This is a genomic window from Brachybacterium saurashtrense (genome assembly GCF_003355475.1).
Lineage (GTDB): Bacteria > Actinomycetota > Actinomycetes > Actinomycetales > Dermabacteraceae > Brachybacterium > Brachybacterium saurashtrense.
Genome location: NZ_CP031356.1, coordinates 2,573,435 through 2,591,725 on the forward strand (window position 1 = coordinate 2,573,435; position 18,291 = coordinate 2,591,725).

Genomic DNA, 18,291 nt, shown 5'->3' on the forward strand with positions numbered 1-18,291 from the left:
CTCACCTCACTCGTCACTGGTCGTCTCCTCATTGTCTCCGCGTATCACTGCCCTGTACGCGCTCTCGTACCGCCGCATCAGCGCGGGCCAGGTGCGCTCTGCCGCGACCGTCCGGCCCTCGAGGGAAAGTGCCCGGCGACGACTCTCGTCCTCGAGCACGGCGAGGATCGCGGCGGCGAGCGACTCGTGGTCGTCCGGTGCGGCGAGCACTCCGGCGAGGTGGCCGTGGGCATCCTGGACGGACTCCCTGAGCGCCGGCAGATCGCTCACCACGACCGGCCGACCGAGCGCGAGCGCCTCGACCGGCTTCTGCGGCGTGACCGTGCGCGAGACCTCCAGATCCTTGCGAGGCACGATGACCACGTCCAGGGCCTGCACCCAGGTGCGGCCCCGCGAGGCCGGGACCCGACCTGGCATGTGCAGACGGTCCTCGATCCCCAGCTCCTCGGCCAGGGCGCGCAGGCCCGGTGCCGAGACCCCGTCGCCCACGAGCACGACCACCAGGCGGTCGCGCACCTCGGTCGCGACGTCACCGTCGGCGAGCAGAGCGGCCACCGCGCGGAGCAGCACGTCGAACCCCTCGTAGTCCACGAGAGCGCTGACGGCGCCCACGGCCAGTGCGTCGGCCGGGAGTGACGGATGCAATCGTGCGCGCGCCTCCTGAGGCGTCCGCTGCTCGGTCAGCAAGCGTGTATCGACCCCGTTGGGAACCAGAGTGATGCGGTCCCGGGAGACGCCGCGCTCCACGAGCACCTCCGCCATCGTGCGACTGAGAGTCACCACTGCATCAGCCTCTCGGGCCAGCGACGCTTCCGCATCGATGGTTCGGCGTACCTTCTCCGAACGGGCCGCGACGGCGCGAGAGGCCTCACTGCGGTGCGACGCGATCCAGGTCTTCTCCATCAGGCCGCGGACCTCGAGAATCCACGGGATCCCGGTGGCGGCGCTGACGGCCTGTGCGACGAGCGCATTGCGGTAGTCGGTCGTCGCGTGGAGGACGTGTGGGCGGAATTCGGCGACGATCCGCAGCGCCTCATCGACCTGCTGGGCCAATCGGTCTTCTGCCGTGGCACCGAGGGGGCTCGGAAGGGTTCGGCGGTACCGGATCTCGTCGATCACGTCCTCGTCGTCGCACAGCGGCTTCCCCACCATGACGGGGTACCCGGTGCGCGTGAGCGCCACGGACTCGATGCCGCAGGCGTCGAGGGCGGTGAGGACGTTGTGGGTGCGCAGTGCGTAACCGGACTGGGTGTGCGGAAGGGAGTTCGTGATCAGATGGAGCACACGCAGCCGTTCGCGCTCCGGTGACGGCGCACTGTGCGCCGCGCCCGACGCAGGAGGACGCAGGCGGTGGCCGTCCTCGAGGAGTTCCAGCTCGCTGCGGAGGCGCCTCGCCTGTGCCGTGCTTCCACGACCCTCTGACTCGAGCGCTTCCACGGCACCGGACAGGTCGCCCCGCGCCCACAGCGCGCGAGCGCGCGTGCCGGCCGGGGTGCTTGCGTCGAGCAGATCAGGACGATCCAGCAGGACGGCGACCTCGGCCGCGGTCCGCGACGTTTCCTTGCGGGCGGCCACGACGTGGCCGAGCGCCGTGGACTCGTGCCCTGCCATGAAGGCTCCCAGCGCTGCTACCCCGTCGCCTCGCGGGAAACGCGCGGCGGCAGTGCGAATGGCCCGGCCGATGAAGCGGCGAGCCCCCATCGGCAGCCTTCGGCTGACCTGGATCGCGAGGAGGGCAGGGTCGTCCAACAGGTGCTGCCCCACAGCATGCGACAGCAGGCGCATGTTCCGGCGGAGGTGTCGTGTCAAGGGCACGATCCTCCGTTCCAGGGTCGACTCTCTGCACTCACGGGCCCCACGGAGCATACCCATCGTTCACTGCGTCACTGGGGTGGCGCGACGCCGAGCCGAGAGTTTGACCACTCCACGAGCGGCATGTCGGCCCCGCATCGAGGTGCCGCACGTTCACCGCAGATAGGGGCCGATCGGGTGGCGTTCAGTGCTCGATCGCCCCCGCCACCTGTTCCCGCAGCGCGATGAATTCCGGCAGCTTCCGCATCTCCTCGCCGAGCTGCTTGCCCGCCTGCGCCGAGAGTGTCACCTCCTGATCCAGCACCACGCGCCCGGGCCGTGCGCTCATGACCAGCACCCGGTCTCCGAGGAACACGGCCTCGTCCACGTCGTGGGTGATGAAGAAGACGGTCCGTTGCTGGGCGCGCTGGATGGTGAGCAGATCTGCCTGCAGGCGGGCGCGGGTGATCGCGTCCAGCGCGCCGAACGGCTCGTCCATGAGGATCACGTCGGTCTCGTTGGCGAGCACGCGCGCGATCTGCGCACGCTGCTGCATGCCACCGGAGAGCTCGTACGGCTTCGCGTCGCCGAAGTCGCCGAGGCCCACCAGATCGAGGTACTCCTGGGCCTTCGTCGAGCGTTCCTTCTTCCCCACCTTGCGCATCCGCATGCCGAGCGCCACGTTCTCGCGCACGGAGAACCAGGGGAACAGGTTCGGCTGCTGGAACACCACGCCGCGTTCGGCGCCCGGGCTCGTGATCTCGCCGCCCCGGTAGTGGGCGCTGCCGCCGGTGGGGCGGAGGAAGCCGGCGATGATCTTCAGCAGGGTCGTCTTGCCGCATCCCGACGGGCCGACCACGCACACGAACTGTCCCTGGGGGATGCTGAGATCGGTCTCGGCCAGGGCATGGACCACGTCGCCGGTGTCGGTGACGAAGCGCTGCGAGACGCCGTCGAGGTGCACCACGGCGGAGGTGTCGGGGGCGGTCTCGGTCACTTCGCGACCTCCTCGATCGCGTCGCCGTACGGCATCTGCTCGTACACGTCCCCGTCGGCCAGCGCGTCGATCCCGTCCTGGGACTCGAGGAACTCCGCGGTGCTGGTCAGCGCGTCCGCGAGCCCGTCGCCGCCGAAGTACTCCTCACCGGCCTGCTCCTCAAGGGTGGGGTAGAGGTAGCCGTCGAGCAGGTCCTGCGCGTCCTCCTTCTCCACGCCGAGCTGCACGGAGATGGAGGTCGCGGCGAGCTCGGGCTCCTCGTTCAGGATCCTGGTGCCCTCGGCCTGCACGAGGGTCCACATGCGCATGAAGTCCGGGTTCCCGCTGATGAAGTCCTCGGTGCCGGCCACGAGATCGAAGGTGGGGGCGCCGAGGCCGGCGCTGTCCTCGCTGGAGAGGATGGTGTGCCCCTCCTCGCCCAGCAACTCGCTCAGCGTGGGCTCCCAGATCCAGGCCGCGTCGATCTCGTCGCGCTGCCAGGCTGCGAGGATGGCGTCCGGGGCGAGGTTGATGACGCGCACGTCGCCGCTCAGCCCCTCTTCCCCGAGCGCGGTGAGGAGGGAGTAGTGCGCCGTGGAGCCGAAGGGGACGCCGATGGTCTTCCCGGACATGTCGTCCAGCGACTCGATGGCGGGATCCTTGACGACGAGGGACTCGGCCTCGCCGATCACGTCGCTGATCCAGATCACCTTGATCTCCTTGGACAGCGGCGGGGACGCCGCCTTCACGGCGGGGCTGGAGCCCACCTGGGAGATGTCCAGCGAATCGGAGCCGAAGGCCTGGATCACGTCGCCGCCGGAGTTCATCTTGAGCCAGGAGATCTGCGCCTCCGGCATGCACGCCTCCAGGAGCTGGAGATCCTTCACCACGAGGTCGCCGTTGGGGATCGCCTGCCAGGCGATCCGGGCCGAGGTGGTGATCGAAGGGTCCGGCTCCACCGGGCATGTGGTCTCGCCGGCGAAGTTGTCGGGGTGACTGGTGCGGCCGGACTGCACGCAGCCGCTGAGCGCGAGCACCACGCCGAGCGTGGCGGCGGCCATGCGCAGGGCTGTGCCGGGGCGGCGCGTCGAGGTCGAGGTGTTCACGGCGATCAGACCTTTCCGTGCCAGGGCACCAGGCGGTCGCCCACCCACCGGATCGCGCCGTCGAGCGCGAGGGCGACCAGACCGATCACGATGATGCAGGCGATGGTGAGTGCGGTGTTCAGCTGGGTGCCGGAGATGTATGCGAGCCCTCCGATGCCGGGGATGCCGTTGTTCAGCTCCGCGGCCACGACGGTGGTCCAGGCGAAGCCCACGGCGAGCCGCACACCGGAGAAGATCGAGGCCGTGGCGGCGGGGAGCACCACGAACCGTGCCATTTGCGAGGAGCTGGCGCCCATGCTCCGTGCGGCGGAGAGGTAGTCCTCGCGCACGCCGCGAACGCCGTCGATCGTGGCGATCACGATGGGTGGGAAAGCGGCGAGGAAGAGCAGGAGGAACTTCGAGGTGTCCCCGATCCCCACCCACACGATGATCAGGCCGATGTAGCCCAGCGGCGGCAGCGCGCGCAGGAAGTTCAGGATGGGGGCGAAGGCCGTGTTCGCCAGCTCCCACATGCTCATCACCGCTCCGAGGGCGACGCCGAGCACGGCAGCGAGGGCCACGCCCACCCCGATGCGCTGCAGCGAGGCGATCAGGTGCTCCCACAGATAGTAGTTCTGCACGCCGCATACGGTGCGCCCGGTGCTCTCGTCCACCACCAGGCACCGGTTCGCATCGAGGAACGCTCCGAACACGGACTGGGGGCTCGGCAGGTAGAGCGGATCGATGAGCTCGATCGCGGTGATCAGCCACCAGACTGCAAGGATCCCGAGCAGAACGCCGCCTTGCAGCATCCGATTGCGTCGGATTCGCCGCGACCGGCCGCTGCGTGCGGCCTTCGCCACCCGCGCCGACGTCTCGCTCTCGGTAGTCGGCGCCGGGGATCGAGGAGGGGAGCTGGTGGCATCGGTCGATCTCGCGCCGTCATCCATGAGCCGCGTCAGCTCCCTCTCGTCTCGCCGGTTCGCTCGGAGGACGTTACCCCGGGTGGCGAACGGGCGCACACTTCGCCCACGAAGTCGACGACTCGGCCTCACCAGCCCTCAGACGAGAATCTCCCCCGCCGGCCGCTTCTCCCCGAGCCCTGCCAACATCGAGCGCACGCTCTGGTCACTGCGGCGTGGCCGGTCCTCGAGCGGCCCCGCCGTCTCCACCGCGTCCACGCAGGGCATGCCCTGCCCGCAGGCCGGCCGGACGCCTCAGCGCCGCGACGGCGGGACAGCGGCGGTCCCGAGCTCCGCGAGCATCTGCGCGAGCGCCTCCTCGGGGAACGGGCCCACGGTGATCTCGTCCCCGTCCGTGGTGCAGGTGATCCACACGCCCTGCGCGTCCCTCGTGAGGGTGAGGGCGTCGCCCTCGGGATCAGTGCGCTCTACGGCCTCGACCGACGGCCCGGGTTCCGGTATCACGAAGAGGCCGACGCTGCGGGGCGCGCCGGCACTCGCCTCGGCGCCCCATACGGCACCGCGGCGCTCCGCCCCCTGTGCTCGACTCATCAGCCTCTCCTTCCACCTCCCGCAGTGCGACGGGCGCACGCACGGCCGCCGCCGCATCGCCGTCCGCCGGGGCCGCGACGTGCACAGCGCAAGGGATCGTGCCCACTCTGGGGGTGCTGCGGCGGCTTTTCTCCACCACTGACCGGACTCCGCGCGTGTCGGCCACCCGAGCAGGCCGCGACCTACCCACCCGGGTAGTTCACGCCCCACCCGGATCGGCGGCCGCTCTCCGTGGTGATCATCGTGCCGAGCGCGGAGGTAGACCGCGGGGCCGGCCCCGCCGCTCAGTCGATGATCTCCCCCGTCCCCGCCTGCCGTTTCTCCTCGAGCCCGGCCCGCATCGCGCGCACGCTCTGGTCGCTGTGGCGGGGCCAGTCCTCGAGCTCGCGCACCACGCGCACCGGGTCGAGGCTGCGGTAGGAGCGGGTGGGGTTGCCGGGGAAGCGCTGGTCGGTGACGTTCGGATCGTCCTCGAGCGGCCCCGTCGGCTCCACCACGCACACGCGGGGCTCACCCTCCCCGCGGGCCAGCTGGGCGCCCCAGAGGCGGCGTGATCCGGTTATGCAGCGCCCTGCGCACCAGCGCGGCCGCCGCTCACGCCCGGGCGAACAGCCCCACCGCGTCCCAGGCCGCCCAGCCGCCCTCGGCCAGCTCGAACTCGATCACGTTCTCGCCCTCCTGCAGCAGCGCGGCCGGCACCGCGGGCTCGAAGAAGGCGCGGCGCAGGGTGGAGCCGGGCACGGTGGCATCCCCCTCGCGGGAGCCCCGGGTGGCGCCCTGCGGCAGCGTCAGATCCGTGGCGTGCTCTCCGTTGGCGCGCACCCGCAGGATCCCTCCCAGGCGCGTGGTGTCCACCAGCCACACGGCCAGGTCATGATCCTCGGTCGGGGCGCTCTCGAGGGGGAATGTCCAGCGGGCGCGGTAGGCGGCGCGGCCGGCCCAGGCGTCACCCGGCCCCGGCAGCAGGTACGGCCAGGCCGTCTCCGGGGAGTCCACGCCCTCGCGGTACTCGATCAGCGCCTCCGGGTGCTCCTCGGGGATGCGGGCGTAGGAGCTCGGGGCGAAGCGGTGCTCGAGGGTGCGGCCGTCGAACGCGCCGATGACGGCCACGGGCGTGCCCGTGGCGGTCACCGACGCCTGGGAGGCGGCGGTGACGGGCCGGCTCGCCGCGCCGCGCCGGCCCGCATCGGAGACGGCCACCACGGTGTACGTCCAGGTCTCCCCGGCCGGGTCGAGGCCGTGGTGCACCAGGCGGGGGTACACCGTCTTCGCCAGCAGCGAGGACTCCTCGGGGGCCGAGGGCGCCTCCTGGCCCGGCACCGCGTACACGCGGTAGTGGTCGATCAGCGGATCGAAGCCGAGGGAGTCCCAGGTGAGGGTGATCGTGGCGAGGCCGGGCTCGGTGCGCAGGCCGGTGACGGTTCGGGGGCGGGGGCTCATGGGTTCCTCCGTGCCCGCTCAGGCGGGGATCAGGCGGGGCTCGCCCGCGGGGGTGGTGAAACGGGCGGTGAGCTGCTTCTCGGCGGTGTCGTCTGCCTCGATCCAGTCCACCACGTAGAAGCTGGAGACCATCTCCTGCGGCGTGAGGCGCAGGTGCACGTACCCGCGCCGGCCGTCGTAGAGCTTCACGTAGTCGTGCTGGAGCCAGTCCTCGGTGTAGCCGTCGGTGCGCGCACCGTCCCCGTCGGAGGCGATCGAGGTGCACACCAGCTCCACCCCCAGCGCCCCCGCCGCCGGATCCTCGGGGTCGGCGGGGATCTCGGCGGCCACGTGCCGGTGGATGTCCCCGGTGAGCATCACCGGGTTGCGGGCCTCGTCCATCGCCGCGAGCAGGCGGCGGCGAGCGGCCGGATAGCCGTCCCACATGTCCACCCGGTCCTCGGTGATCGGCACCAGCACCACGCCGTTGGCCAGCACATTCCACTGCGCCTCGGAGCTGCGCAGCCGCTCCGCCACCCAGTCCTCCTGGGCGGCGCCCAGGATGGTGCGGTCCTCGCGCTGCTGCTCGGCGGCATCGGCCGGGGCCGGGTCGCGGAACTGGCGCGAGTCCAGCAGCGAGAAGCGGGCCAGGGAGCCCACGTCGAAGCCCGTGGTGATGTCGCTGTCCGGACCCTCGGGCAGGGCGGCGAGATCCAGCGGCATGTTCTCGTAGAACGCGCGATAGGCGACGGCGATGCGGTGGACGAAGTCCTCCGCATCGATCCCCGTGCTCGAGACGTGGGCGGCGTAGTTGTTCTGCACCTCGTGGTCGTCCCACACCGCCACCGCCGCCGCCCGGGCGTGCACGGCCTGCAGATGCGGATCCGCCTTGAACAGCGCGTACCGCAACCGGTACTGCTCGAGCGTCTCCGTCTCCACGCGATGCACCTCGCCCACCGAGGCGCCCTCGCGGCGCAGGTTCGCCTCGGTGATGCCGTACTCGTAGATGTAGTCCCCGGCGAACACCACGAGGTCCAGATCCTCCTCCGCGGCGAGATGCCGGTGGGCGGTGAAGTGGCCGTGGTACCAGGCCTGGCAGGACACCAGCGCCGCGGAGAACGACTCCGCCTCCGCGCCGGGGGCGGGGAGCGTGCGGAATCGGCCGACGGGACTGTGCGCCCGACTGGACCGGAAGCGGTAGAAGTGCTCGGTGGCGGGCTCGAGCCCCTCCACCCGCGGATGCACCGCGTGGGCGAGCTCCGGCTGGGCGAGCGCCCGGCCGTGGGCCACCACGGCGGTGAACTCCTCGTCGGTCGCGACCTCCCAGTGCACCATCACGGGCCGGGAGGGCATGCCGCCGTGGCCGTCCTCGGCCAGCGGTTCGGGGGCCAGGCGCGTCCACAGCACCGCCCCGTCCGGGCGCGGCGCCCCGCTGGCCACGCCGAGGGAGAACAGCCCCTCCTGGTGCGGCAGCGGCGCCGCCTGCGCGGCGCGGGCATCGATCCCGAGGGCCAGCGCGGCGGCGGAGGCGCCGCTGAGCTGGAGGAGTCGGCGACGGCTGACCAGTGCGGGACTGTCTGGGGACGGCATGGGACCTCCGGATCGGGGTGCAGGAGCGTGCCACCGTGCCCGGCCAGGATGGCGCGCACGTGAACCGGCGGTCACATCAGCCGCACGGCGCGGCGACGATCGATGCGCAATCGCCCATGTCGCCCGCCACCCGCACCCCGTGACCCGCCCCGTCGGCCTCTGCTCAGCGCGCCGCTCCCCCGCCCCGCCCATCGGGACATCCCCCACACCGCCGGGCGGCTCGCCCCCTCACCGCTCCCGCCTGCACCTTCTACCCTGCTGGTATGACGTCCACCGGTCTCCTCGCCTTCACCGGGCTCGCGGTGGTGACCATGGACGTGCTGGGCGGCGTGCTCGCGATCGGCATGCTGCTGCGCGGTGGCAGGCTGCGGCACCTGCTCGCCTTCGCCGGCGGCTACGCGCTGGTGGTGACGGCGGCGACGCTGCTGCTACATCCGCTGCTGGCCTGGCTGGGGCGGCACCTGGGCCCGGTGCTGGAGTCGAAGAACACCCTGGGCGTCGTGGAGATCGTGGTGGGGGCGGCGCTGGTGGGCTTCAGCGTGCACCAGTTCCGCGCCGCGGCCCGGCCCCCGCGCCCCCACGGCCGGCTCGAGGAGCGGGCCACGCCGAAGCGCCTGGCGACCGCGCCGCTCGCCCTGGCCGGGATCGCCTTCGCGGGCACGGCGCTGGCCGATCCGGCGTTCCCGCTCGCGGTGGGCATGGCCGCCCAGGAGCAACACCTGCCGCTGCGGATCGCGCTGCTGGTGGGCTGGAATGTGATATACCAGCTGCCGCTGGTGTCCGTGCTGGTCGCCGCCGCGTTCGGGAAGCACGAGCAGCTGGCGATCCGGGTGATGGAGGTGATCGGCCCGCACCGTCGGCGGCTGCAGACGGCGCTCGCCGTCGCCCTCGCCCTCGGCGGCCTCGCCGTGCTCGGGGACGGCGCCGTCGCCCTTGCCAGCGGGCACGTGCCCTGGCTGCGCCAGCTGATCCTGCTGCGGTGAGGTGCCGCGGGCGTCAGGCGCCGCCGCGCCGACGGAACATCGGCCCCGCCGCCGGGCCCGCCGCCCCGCCGCTCACGCGAGCGTGAGGAACAGCTTTTCCAGCTCCTTGCGGTCCAGATCCTTCTCCGGGCTGGTCATGCACTGCTCCATGCCGCTGGCGATGATCGCGAAGCCGGCGCGGTCCAGCGCCTTGGACACGGCGGAGAGCTGGGTGACCACGTCCTTGCAGTCCCGGCCCTCCTCGAGCATGCGGGTCACGGCGCTCAGCTGGCCCTGGGCGCGCTTGAGGCGGTTGATCACCGGGGTCATGTCGGCGGGATCGAGTTCCACGGAGTCCTCCTGAGGATGGTCGGCAACACCCCGAGTGTATACCCCCGGGGGTGTGTTGCGTACCCCCGGGGGTATGTGCGATGCTCGGTCTCGTACACCCCGAGTGCCGCCGGTCCCCGGCGTCCCGCACCCGGCGGCCCCGTGCGGAGCCGCGCCGTTCACCTCGGCGCCATGCGGATCCCGCGCGGGTTCAGCCCGGGTCTGTGACGATATGACCACGGCACCGCAGCTCCCCAAGGAGGAACCATGCTTCTCGAACGGATCTACGACGAGGACCTGTCCCAGGCCGGATACTTCCTCGGCTGTCAGGCGCAGAAGACGGCGCTGGTGGTCGACCCGCGGCGCGACATCCAGGTCTACCTCGACCTCGCCGCCCATCACGGCATGACGATCACCGCCGTGGTCGAGACCCACATCCACGCCGACTTCCTCTCCGGCACCCGCGAGCTCGCCGCCGCCACCGGCGCCACGGCGTACGTCTCCGGCGAGGGCGGCGAGGACTGGCAGTACGGCTTCGAGGCGGAGCGCCTGCACGACGGCCAGTCGATCCAGCTGGGCAACATCACCGTCACCGCCCGCCACACCCCGGGCCACACCCCCGAGCACCTCAGCTACCTCGTCACCGACGGCGCCTTCGCGGACGAGCCCGGCTACTTCCTCACCGGCGACTTCGTCTTCTCCGGGGACCTGGGCCGCCCGGACCTCCTCGACGAGGCCGTGGGCATGCAGGACACCCGCTTCGCCGGCGCGAAGCAGCTGTTCGCCTCCCTGAAGAGCGCCTTCCTCACCCTCCCCGATCACGTGCAGGTGTTCCCCGGCCACGGCGCCGGCTCCGCCTGCGGCAAGGCGCTGGGCGCGCTGCCCTCCACCACGGTGGGCTACGAGCGGAAGTTCGCCTGGTGGGGCCCGTTCCTGGAGAACGACGACGAGCAGGGCTTCATCGACGAGCTGCTGGACGGCCAGCCCGACGCCCACGCCTACTTCGCCCGCATGAAGCGGCAGAACACCGACGGCCCCGCCCTGCTGGGCGAGCGTCCCGCCCCGCGCGAGGTCTCCACCCAGGAGCTCTCCGCCGCCCTCGCCGACGGCTCCCTCGCCCTGGTGGACACCCGGCCCGTGGCGGAGGTGCACGCCGGCACCGTGCCCGGTGCGCTGTCCATCCCGTCCCTCGGCAAGGCCGCCACCCACATCGGCTGGGCCTTCGACCCCGAGGCCGACGACGCCCAGCTGGTGGTGCTCGCGCCCGACGCCTCGACCGCCGCCGCCTACGGCGACCACTTCGTGCGGGTGGGCGTGGACGCGCTCACCGGCTACACCCCCACCCTGGACGGGCTGGACCTGACCGCCCCTGCCACCGTCGCCCCGGCGGACCTCGCCGCGCTGCGCGAGGAGGAGCCGACCGCGCACCTGCTGGACGTGCGCACCCGCAACGAGCACGCCGCCGGAACGGTGGACGACGCCGACCAGCTCTCCGCCGGCAAGGTGCTGTTCCACCCCGGCGACCTGCCCGCGAAGGACGCCGGCCGCCTGATCACCTTCTGCCAGTCCGGGCTGCGCAACTCCGTGGCCGCGGCCGCGCTGCGCCGCGCCGGCTACGACGTGGTGGAGCTGGAGGGCAGCTACAACGACTGGTCCCAGTGGGCCGCCGCCCAGCACGACCTGCAGACCACCGGAGAGGACGCCCGATGACCGCCACCCCCACCACCCGCACCGTCACCCCTGCCGAGCTCGCCCACCGCCTCAGCGCGGACCCCGAGCTGATGGTGATCGACGTGCGCACCCCGGGCGAGTTCGAGACGGTGCACATCCCCGGCTCGTACAACGTGCCGCTGGACCTGCTCACCGCCCACACCGACACCCTCGCCGGGCGCATGGGCGAGCACGTGGTGCTGGTGTGCCGCTCCGGCGCCCGCGCCGGGAAGGCCTGCGAGGCGCTGCAGCAGTCCGGCCTGGAGGGCATCGACGTGCTCGACGGCGGCATCGCCGCCTACCAGGACGCCGTGGGCGGCGTGAACCGCAGCGGCGGGCGCTGGGCGATGGACCGCCAGGTGCGGATGACCGCCGGCACCCTGGTGCTCGCGGGCACTGTGGCCGGGCAGCTGATCCACCCCCGGCTGGGACTGTTCGCCGGCGCGATCGGCGCCGGGCTCACCTACTCGGCGCTCAGCGACACCTGCGCCATGGCCGCGCTGCTCGCCAAGATGCCGTGGAACCGCGTCTCCGCCGAGCCCACCGTGGAGACCGCGCTCGTGCCCGACGCCGTCGCGGCGCGCTGAGGCCACCTCTTTCCTGCACCCCTCTCACCACACACTCAAGGAGCACGCCATGTGCCGAGCCACCACCTGCAACACCTGCGGCAAGACCACCTGGGCCGGTTGCGGCCAGCACGTCGACCAGGTCATGAAGGACGTCCGCCCCGCCGATCGCTGCCCCGGCCACGCCGAGGTAGCCCCGGAGAAGGGCTTCTTCGCCCGCCTGCTGGGGCGCTGAGCCCGCGCCGTCCCTCGGCGCCGCGCTCTCCCGCCCGCCGGCCTCGATCAGGCCGGGCGCAGACGAAGAACTGAGGCTCCGGATCCCGCAGTACGCGGGATCCGGAGCCTCAGTCGTGGAGCGGCAGGTCAGTCCTTCTGGCCCGCGTGACGGTGCCGGAGGAGAGCTGCGCCGGCGATGACCAGCATCAGTGCGACTCCCAGCAGGCCAGCCACCTCGACACCGGTGCGTGCGAGGCTGGCGGGGCTGTCGGTCCCGGCGGGTTCCTCACCGGACTCAGGGGCCGGGGTCGGCTCCCCCGGCTCGGCCGGCTTCGTCGGCTCGACCGGTTCCGTCGGCTCGGTCGGCTCGACCGGATCCGTCGGCTCCGTGGGCTCCGTCGGCTCGGTCGGCTCGACCGGATCCGTCGGCTCCGTGGGCTCCGTCGGCTCGGTCGGCTCGACCGGATCCGTCGGCTCCTCGGGCTCGGTCGGCTCCTCGGGCTCGGTCGGCTGCTCGTCGAGGACGAAGCCGAAGTCCAGCGTCGGATCACGATCGCCGTCCTCTGTCAGACCCTCCGAGGAGGCGGACCAGGTCGAGGAATCGTTCTCACGATCACCCTCCGTCTCGATCGTCGGCACGTACGGAGACAGCTGCTCCGCCGAGGGCTCACGATCGATCGTCACCGTGTAGGACTGCCCCTCCTCCAGCACCGGGAGGTCCTCGAAGGTGTAGAAGCCGTTCTCATCGGTGGTCACCGGTCCCACGGGGGATCCGTGGACATCGATGACGGGCTCGCCGTCGGGACCGGTCAGCCCGAGCACCACGCCGGGGATCCCCGGCTCGCCCTCGGTCTGGAGGCCGTCGTTGTTCTCGTCGACCCACACGTAGTCGCCCACGGAGACACGACCCGACTCCTCGGGCTCGGTCGGCTGCTCGTCGAGGACGAAGCCGAAGTCCAGCGTCGGATCACGATCGCCATCCTCCGTCAGACCCTCCGAGGAAGCGGACCAGGTCGAGGAATCGCCCTCGCGATCACCCTCACCCTCCAGCGTCGGCACGTACGGCGCCAGCGGCTCCGCCGAGGCCTCACGATCGATCGTCACCGTGTAGGACTGCCCCTCCTCCAGAACCGGAAGATTCTCGAAGGTGTAGGCACCGTTCTCGTCCGTGGTGGTCGGCCCGACCGGCTCACCGTTCACATCCGTGACGGGCTCGCCATCCGGACCGGTCAGCTCGAGCACCACACCGGCGATCCCCGGCTCACCCTCGTCCTGACGGCCGTCGTTGTCCTCGTCGACCCACACGTAGTCGCCCACGGAGACACGACCCGGCTCGGGCTCCGGAAGGAGCACCACACCGGCATCCCACGTCGGATCGATGCCCTGCGTGGCGGAGAACTCCTGGTCGGTGTACTCCGTGGTCAGGTTCGCGTTGTCACCGTCCAGGGTGAACACGGCGGTCAGACCGGTGGACGGATCCGCATCCGAATCGACCGCGTCGTCCTCGCCCGCATCCTGCGCGGTGAACTCGTACAGCGCGGCCTGCTCCTCGGTGAGGGTGAAGCCCACCTGGTAGTCACCCGCCGGCAGCTCATCGAACAGGTAGCGGCCGTTCTCGTCGGTGGTGGTCGAGTCGAGCTCGTTGCCCTCACCATCGAACAGCGTCACCATCACACCGGGCAGCACCTCGGCATCGCCCTGTACACCGTCGTTGTCCGCATCGACCCACACGTAGTCACCCACGGCATAGGTCTTGGTGACGAACCCGAAGTCCAGCGTCGGATCACGATCGCCATCCTCCGTCAGACCCTCCGAGGAAGCGGACCAGGTCGAGGAATCGCCCTCGCGATCACCCTCACCCTCCAGCGTCGGCACGTACGGCGCCAGCGGCTCCGCCGAGGCCTCACGATCGATCGTCACCGTGTAGGACTGCCCCTCCTCCAGAACCGGAAGATTCTCGAAGGTGTAGGCACCGTTCTCGTCCGTGGTGGTCGGCCCGACCGGCTCACCGTTCACATCCGTGACGGGCTCGCCATCCGGACCGGTCAGCTCGAGCACCACACCGGCGATCCCCGGCTCACCCTCGTCCTGACGGCCGTCGTTGTCCTCGTCGACCCACACGTAGTCGCCCACGGAGACACGACCCGGCTCGGGCTCCGGAAGGAGCACCACACCGGCATCCCACGTCGGATCGATGCCCTGCGTGGCGGAGAACTCCTGGTCGGTGTACTCCGTGGTCAGGTTCGCGTTGTCACCGTCCAGGGTGAACACGGCGGTCAGACCGGTGGACGGATCCGCATCCGAATCGACCGCGTCGTCCTCGCCCGCATCCTGCGCGGTGAACTCGTACAGCGCGGCCTGCTCCTCGGTGAGGGTGAAGCCCACCTGGTAGTCACCCGCCGGCAGCTCATCGAACAGGTAGCGGCCGTTCTCGTCGGTGGTGGTCGAGTCGAGCTCGTTGCCCTCACCATCGAACAGCGTCACCATCACACCGGGCAGCACCTCGGCATCGCCCTGTACACCGTCGTTGTCCGCATCGACCCACACGTAGTCACCCACGGCATAGGTCTTGGTGACGAACCCGAAGTCCAGCGTCGGATCACGATCGCCATCCTCCGTCAGACCCTCCGAGGAAGCGGACCAGGTCGAGGAATCGCCCTCGCGATCACCCTCACCCTCCAGCGTCGGCACGTACGGCGCCAGCGGCTCCGCCGAGGCCTCACGATCGATCGTCACCGTGTAGGACTGCCCCTCCTCCAGAACCGGAAGATTCTCGAAGGTGTAGGCACCGTTCTCGTCCGTGGTGGTCGGCCCGACCGGCTCACCGTTCACATCCGTGACGGGCTCGCCATCCGGACCGGTCAGCTCGAGCACCACACCGGCGATCCCCGGCTCACCCTCGTCCTGACGGCCGTCGTTGTCCTCGTCGACCCACACGTAGTCGCCCACGGAGACACGACCCGGCGCGGGAGGCGTGGTCTCGCCGGGGGTGTTGTAGAAGGTGACGGCCTGGGAGGTGCCGTCCTCCGCCACGGTGACCGAGACGGTGCTCGCGGTCCACTCGTAACCTTGCGGGGCGGTGACCTCGCGCACGGTGTAGGTGCCGGCCTCGCTCACCTTGAGGTTCTTCACCTCGCCGCTCTCGTCGAGCACGCGCAGCGCGCCGTCCTGCACGAAGGCCCCGTCGATCACCACGTCACCGGCGGCATCGAGCACCTGGAACACCGAGTCGGGATCGTCGATCACGGCCTCGGGGTCCGTCGCGTCGACCTTGTTGATCGCCAGCGGGAAGCCGTCGGTCGGGGTGATGACGGCGGAGGTCGAGCCGATAACGTTCGCGATCGCGACGTCCACCTCGAAGTCGACGATCTCGACCAGCACGTTCACGGAAGGCGCGCCCTGGGAGGCGTCGAGCACGGTGCCGGGCTGCTGCTCGAGCACCACGGTGCCCTGGGGCGCCTCGTCGGTCGGCTCCTGGTAGACCGCCTGCACGTTGCCGCGCAGCGCCTGCACCTCGGTGGAGGGGTTCTCCGGCGCGTCCACCGCGTCGTCGGCGACGAAGCCGCGGAACTCCACGCCGGCCGGCAGCACGTCCAGCACGGGGATGATCGGCACGCCGGTGTAGTCGCCGTGCGGGATCAGGGCGATGTTGTAGACGTACAGGTCCTGGACCAGTTCGCCGTCCTCGCCAATCTCGGCGCGCAGGTTGTTGGTCCACTGCCCGTTCGGGGTGTCGCGCACCGTCTTGCGCACCTCCGCCTCGTCACCGAAGGAGGTGGCGTCGCGGGTGGTCTCGGCCCAGTACAGGGCCTCCTGGTCCGCGCCGAACAGGGTGGCGCGGTTCTCGACGTCGATGGTCTGCTTGCCCACCAACGGCACCGTGGTCAGCGTGATGTCCAGGGTGAGCCGGTTGTCCGCGCCGTACTGGTCCACCAGGGCGATACCGGCCTCGGACAGGGTGATCACCAGATCGCCCTCGTCGTCCAGCGCGAGCTCGAAGTGCTCGCCGTCCATCGGCACCCACCAGGCGTACTGCCCCACCAGGTTCTCGCGGATCCCCGCCAGATCCTCCTCGGTGACCTCGTAGACGGTCGGGTCGAGGTGGTCGACGATGCTGCTGGTGCGCATGTCGATCCCGCGGTCCGCGCCCACGGTGAAGGTGTAGGTGATCTCCGCGGGCTCACCGCGATCCACCTCCACCGGGGCCGCCCCGGTGGTCTTGTCGAAGGCGTTCGGGTCCTCGAAGCCGCCCTCGCTGTCGTTCGGCTCGCGCAGGGTCACCCCGCGATCCGCGGTGATGGTGGTCCCTCCGGTGTAGGCCTCGGCGCGGTTGCTCAGCCAGTACGAGGTCTCCGCGGGGTTGTTCTGGTTCGCCCACAGACCCTCGACGGTCTCGATCTGAGCCTTCGCCTGCACGCTCGTGGACAGCTCGGGGTCCTGGCCCACGTTGAGGTACAGCTCCTTGCCGGAGACGAAGTACGTGCCCGGCTCCTGCTGCGCCAGCAGATCGGCGCGCTCCTGCCAGCTCAGGTCCTCGCCGTCCCCGGGCAGCTCCTCGAGCCGCTGCAGGGTGAGCCCCTCCGCGGTGAGGAAGTCCGCCTCCTCCGCCAGCCAGGAGATCTGGGCGGGGAGCCGGTCGCGCAGCACCACGTCCTGGGTGAGGGTGCGCTTGCTGTTGCTGCCGTCGAACTCGGACAAAGAGATGTCCAGGCTGTAGGTGATCGGCTGCGCCGGGGTCAGGGTGCCGTCCTCGGCGGTGGCGATCTGGGTGTCGGTCCAGTCGGCCTGCTTGGCGAGCGTCGCGCCGTGGTCCGGCCCGGTCATCCCGCTGATCTGGCCGGAGAGCCACACGGTGGAGGAGGACTCGTCCCCGTCCGGGCCGAAGGCCGCCGTGTTCACCAGGCCGATGGAGAAGCTCTCGCGCTCCTGCGCGACCGCGGTCTCGTAGGCCTCCTGGAGGAGCGCCTCGACCGTGGCGCGCGCGGTCTCGTCGGCGATGGTCGCCGCGTAGCGCAGCACCGTCTTCGACGGGCCGGGCAGGTCCATCGTGGTGGTGAAGGAGCGGTCCTCGATGCTCGGGGTCACCGCCAGGCCCGTCTCGGTGGTCCGGTTCAGGCCGGACTCGTCCCAGGTGGTGCGCTCGGCGGTGAAGGAGTCCTCCACGTAGGAGAACCCCTCGGGCAGCTGATCGGTGATCGTGTAGCCGCTGTGCGGGGCGTCCACGTCCACCTGCAGCCAGTAGTCGACGGGCACCCCGATGATGCCGTCGTCCAGCACCACCTGGCCGCTCTCGGCATCGACGCTCACGTACCCGTTCAGCCCGCCGGCGGCATGGCCCTTGCCGGTCCACGGGGTGACGTTCTCGAACTCGTCACCGGGGGTGCGCACGATGATCTGCCGGCTGCTGGTCTCGCCGTCGATGCTCCAGGAGATCTCCTGCAGCGCGCTGTGCTCGACCTCGTCGACCGTGAGGTCGAAGCCGATCACGCCCTGGTTCACGCCGGCCGGCCACGGATCGGCGAAGGTCAGGCGCACCAGGTGGGGGTTGTCCGCGTCCCTCTCGAGGGAGGTGATGGCCTCGTTGCCGGCGGGGACGGACGGCAGCGTGAGGTTCTCGCTCAGCTCGAGCTCGACGGTCGAGCCGGGCTCGACCGCCTCGCTGTACTGGAGGCGGAGGGTGTAGACGTCGCCCACGTCGGCGACCTCGACGCCCTGGTACTCCTCGCCGCTGGCGGTCACGGTGACGGAGATCCCGGCGGGGAGGGCATGTGCCACCGCGCCGAGGCCGAGCATCGTGCCCAGGGCCAGGGTCATCGTGAGGACGGCGGCGAGACCGCGGCGCAGGGACAGGCGGTCCCTCGCGGTGGCGAGGCCGCCGGGGGCGGGCCCTCCTCCAGGACGTGGGGATGTCATGGTTCTCCCATCGGTGAGTGCAGCGAGCAGCAGGTCGGGACGGCGACCGCGGACTGCCCGGCCGTCCGGCCGGACAGCAGGGTCCGCCCAGTACTGTGCAGGTCACAGCACCGCACCTCCGGTCAGGGGCGAGAAGACTGCACCGTCGGCCCGCCCGTTCCGCAGCCCACCCACCCGGGTGGGTAGGCGTTCTGCGGCGCCCCGCGCCGCCCCGCCGTG

Annotated in this window: 14 protein-coding genes; 4 read left to right on the plus strand and 10 right to left on the minus strand. The window is 71.1% G+C overall.

The genetic code is table 11. From position 1 onward, the window contains the following. Positions 1-6: 6 nt before the first annotated feature. From DWV08_RS11680 to DWV08_RS11715, 8 genes are all read right to left on the minus strand, one after another. Positions 7-1,809, minus strand: a complete 1,803-nt coding sequence (locus tag DWV08_RS11680; protein ID WP_162801558.1) for a glycosyltransferase — start codon at positions 1,807-1,809, stop codon at positions 7-9. Between the two features lie 187 nt (positions 1,810-1,996). Continuing rightward, a complete protein-coding gene (locus DWV08_RS11685) occupies positions 1,997-2,788 on the minus strand; it encodes an ABC transporter ATP-binding protein (protein ID WP_241237226.1) in 792 nt (263 codons plus the stop codon). Further along, positions 2,785-3,873 carry a taurine ABC transporter substrate-binding protein gene (locus DWV08_RS11690; protein WP_115413954.1) on the minus strand — a complete coding sequence of 363 codons (1,089 nt, stop codon included), beginning with the start codon at positions 3,871-3,873 and terminating at the stop codon, positions 2,785-2,787. The genes DWV08_RS11685 and DWV08_RS11690 overlap by 4 nt, the downstream gene beginning before the upstream one ends. A gap of 5 nt (positions 3,874-3,878) precedes the next feature. Beyond that, positions 3,879-4,664 (minus strand): ABC transporter permease, encoded by a 786-nt coding sequence (locus DWV08_RS11695; protein ID WP_115413955.1) that lies wholly within the window; start codon positions 4,662-4,664, stop codon positions 3,879-3,881. 405 nt (positions 4,665-5,069) lie between these two features. Further along, the gene (locus DWV08_RS11700) at positions 5,070-5,366 is read right to left on the minus strand and encodes a hypothetical protein (protein WP_162801559.1); all 297 of its coding nucleotides are present in this window, start codon (positions 5,364-5,366) and stop codon (positions 5,070-5,072) included. A gap of 284 nt (positions 5,367-5,650) precedes the next feature. Next, on the minus strand, positions 5,651-5,929 hold the full coding sequence (locus tag DWV08_RS11705; RefSeq protein ID WP_115413956.1) for an NAD(+)--rifampin ADP-ribosyltransferase: 279 nt from the start codon (positions 5,927-5,929) through the stop codon (positions 5,651-5,653). 31 nt (positions 5,930-5,960) lie between these two features. Then, a complete protein-coding gene (locus tag DWV08_RS11710) occupies positions 5,961-6,806 on the minus strand; it encodes a polysaccharide lyase family protein (RefSeq protein ID WP_115413957.1) in 846 nt (281 codons plus the stop codon). 18 nt (positions 6,807-6,824) lie between these two features. Next, positions 6,825-8,375: an alkaline phosphatase D family protein gene (locus tag DWV08_RS11715; RefSeq protein WP_115413958.1), complete on the minus strand. Its 1,551-nt coding sequence runs from the start codon at positions 8,373-8,375 to the stop codon at positions 6,825-6,827. A 263-nt stretch (positions 8,376-8,638) separates the two neighbouring features. Here DWV08_RS11715 and DWV08_RS11720 point away from each other — a divergent pair, with 263 nt between their 5' ends. Then, complete coding sequence (locus tag DWV08_RS11720; protein WP_115413959.1) at positions 8,639-9,358, plus strand: GAP family protein; 720 nt, start codon at positions 8,639-8,641, stop codon at positions 9,356-9,358. A 72-nt stretch (positions 9,359-9,430) separates the two neighbouring features. Here DWV08_RS11720 and DWV08_RS11725 read toward each other — a convergent pair whose 3' ends face one another. Beyond that, positions 9,431-9,688: a metal-sensitive transcriptional regulator gene (locus tag DWV08_RS11725; RefSeq protein ID WP_115413960.1), complete on the minus strand. Its 258-nt coding sequence runs from the start codon at positions 9,686-9,688 to the stop codon at positions 9,431-9,433. A 246-nt stretch (positions 9,689-9,934) separates the two neighbouring features. On the opposite strand from DWV08_RS11725, the gene DWV08_RS11730 reads away from it, so the two are divergent. The 3 genes from DWV08_RS11730 to DWV08_RS16900 are packed head-to-tail and all read left to right on the plus strand — an operon-like array spanning position 9,935 to position 12,178. Next, positions 9,935-11,377 carry an MBL fold metallo-hydrolase gene (locus DWV08_RS11730; protein WP_115413961.1) on the plus strand — a complete coding sequence of 481 codons (1,443 nt, stop codon included), beginning with the start codon at positions 9,935-9,937 and terminating at the stop codon, positions 11,375-11,377. After that, positions 11,374-11,964 carry a rhodanese-like domain-containing protein gene (locus DWV08_RS11735; RefSeq protein ID WP_115413962.1) on the plus strand — a complete coding sequence of 197 codons (591 nt, stop codon included), beginning with the start codon at positions 11,374-11,376 and terminating at the stop codon, positions 11,962-11,964. Before DWV08_RS11730 ends, DWV08_RS11735 begins: the two co-directional genes overlap by 4 nt. A gap of 49 nt (positions 11,965-12,013) precedes the next feature. Beyond that, positions 12,014-12,178, plus strand: a complete 165-nt coding sequence (locus DWV08_RS16900) for a hypothetical protein (protein ID WP_164740364.1) — start codon at positions 12,014-12,016, stop codon at positions 12,176-12,178. A 128-nt stretch (positions 12,179-12,306) separates the two neighbouring features. On the opposite strand, the gene DWV08_RS11740 is transcribed toward DWV08_RS16900, so the two are convergent. Further along, positions 12,307-18,072, minus strand: coding sequence for an SdrD B-like domain-containing protein (locus tag DWV08_RS11740; protein WP_162801560.1), 5,766 nt, complete (start codon positions 18,070-18,072; stop codon positions 12,307-12,309). Positions 18,073-18,291: the final 219 nt, after the last annotated feature.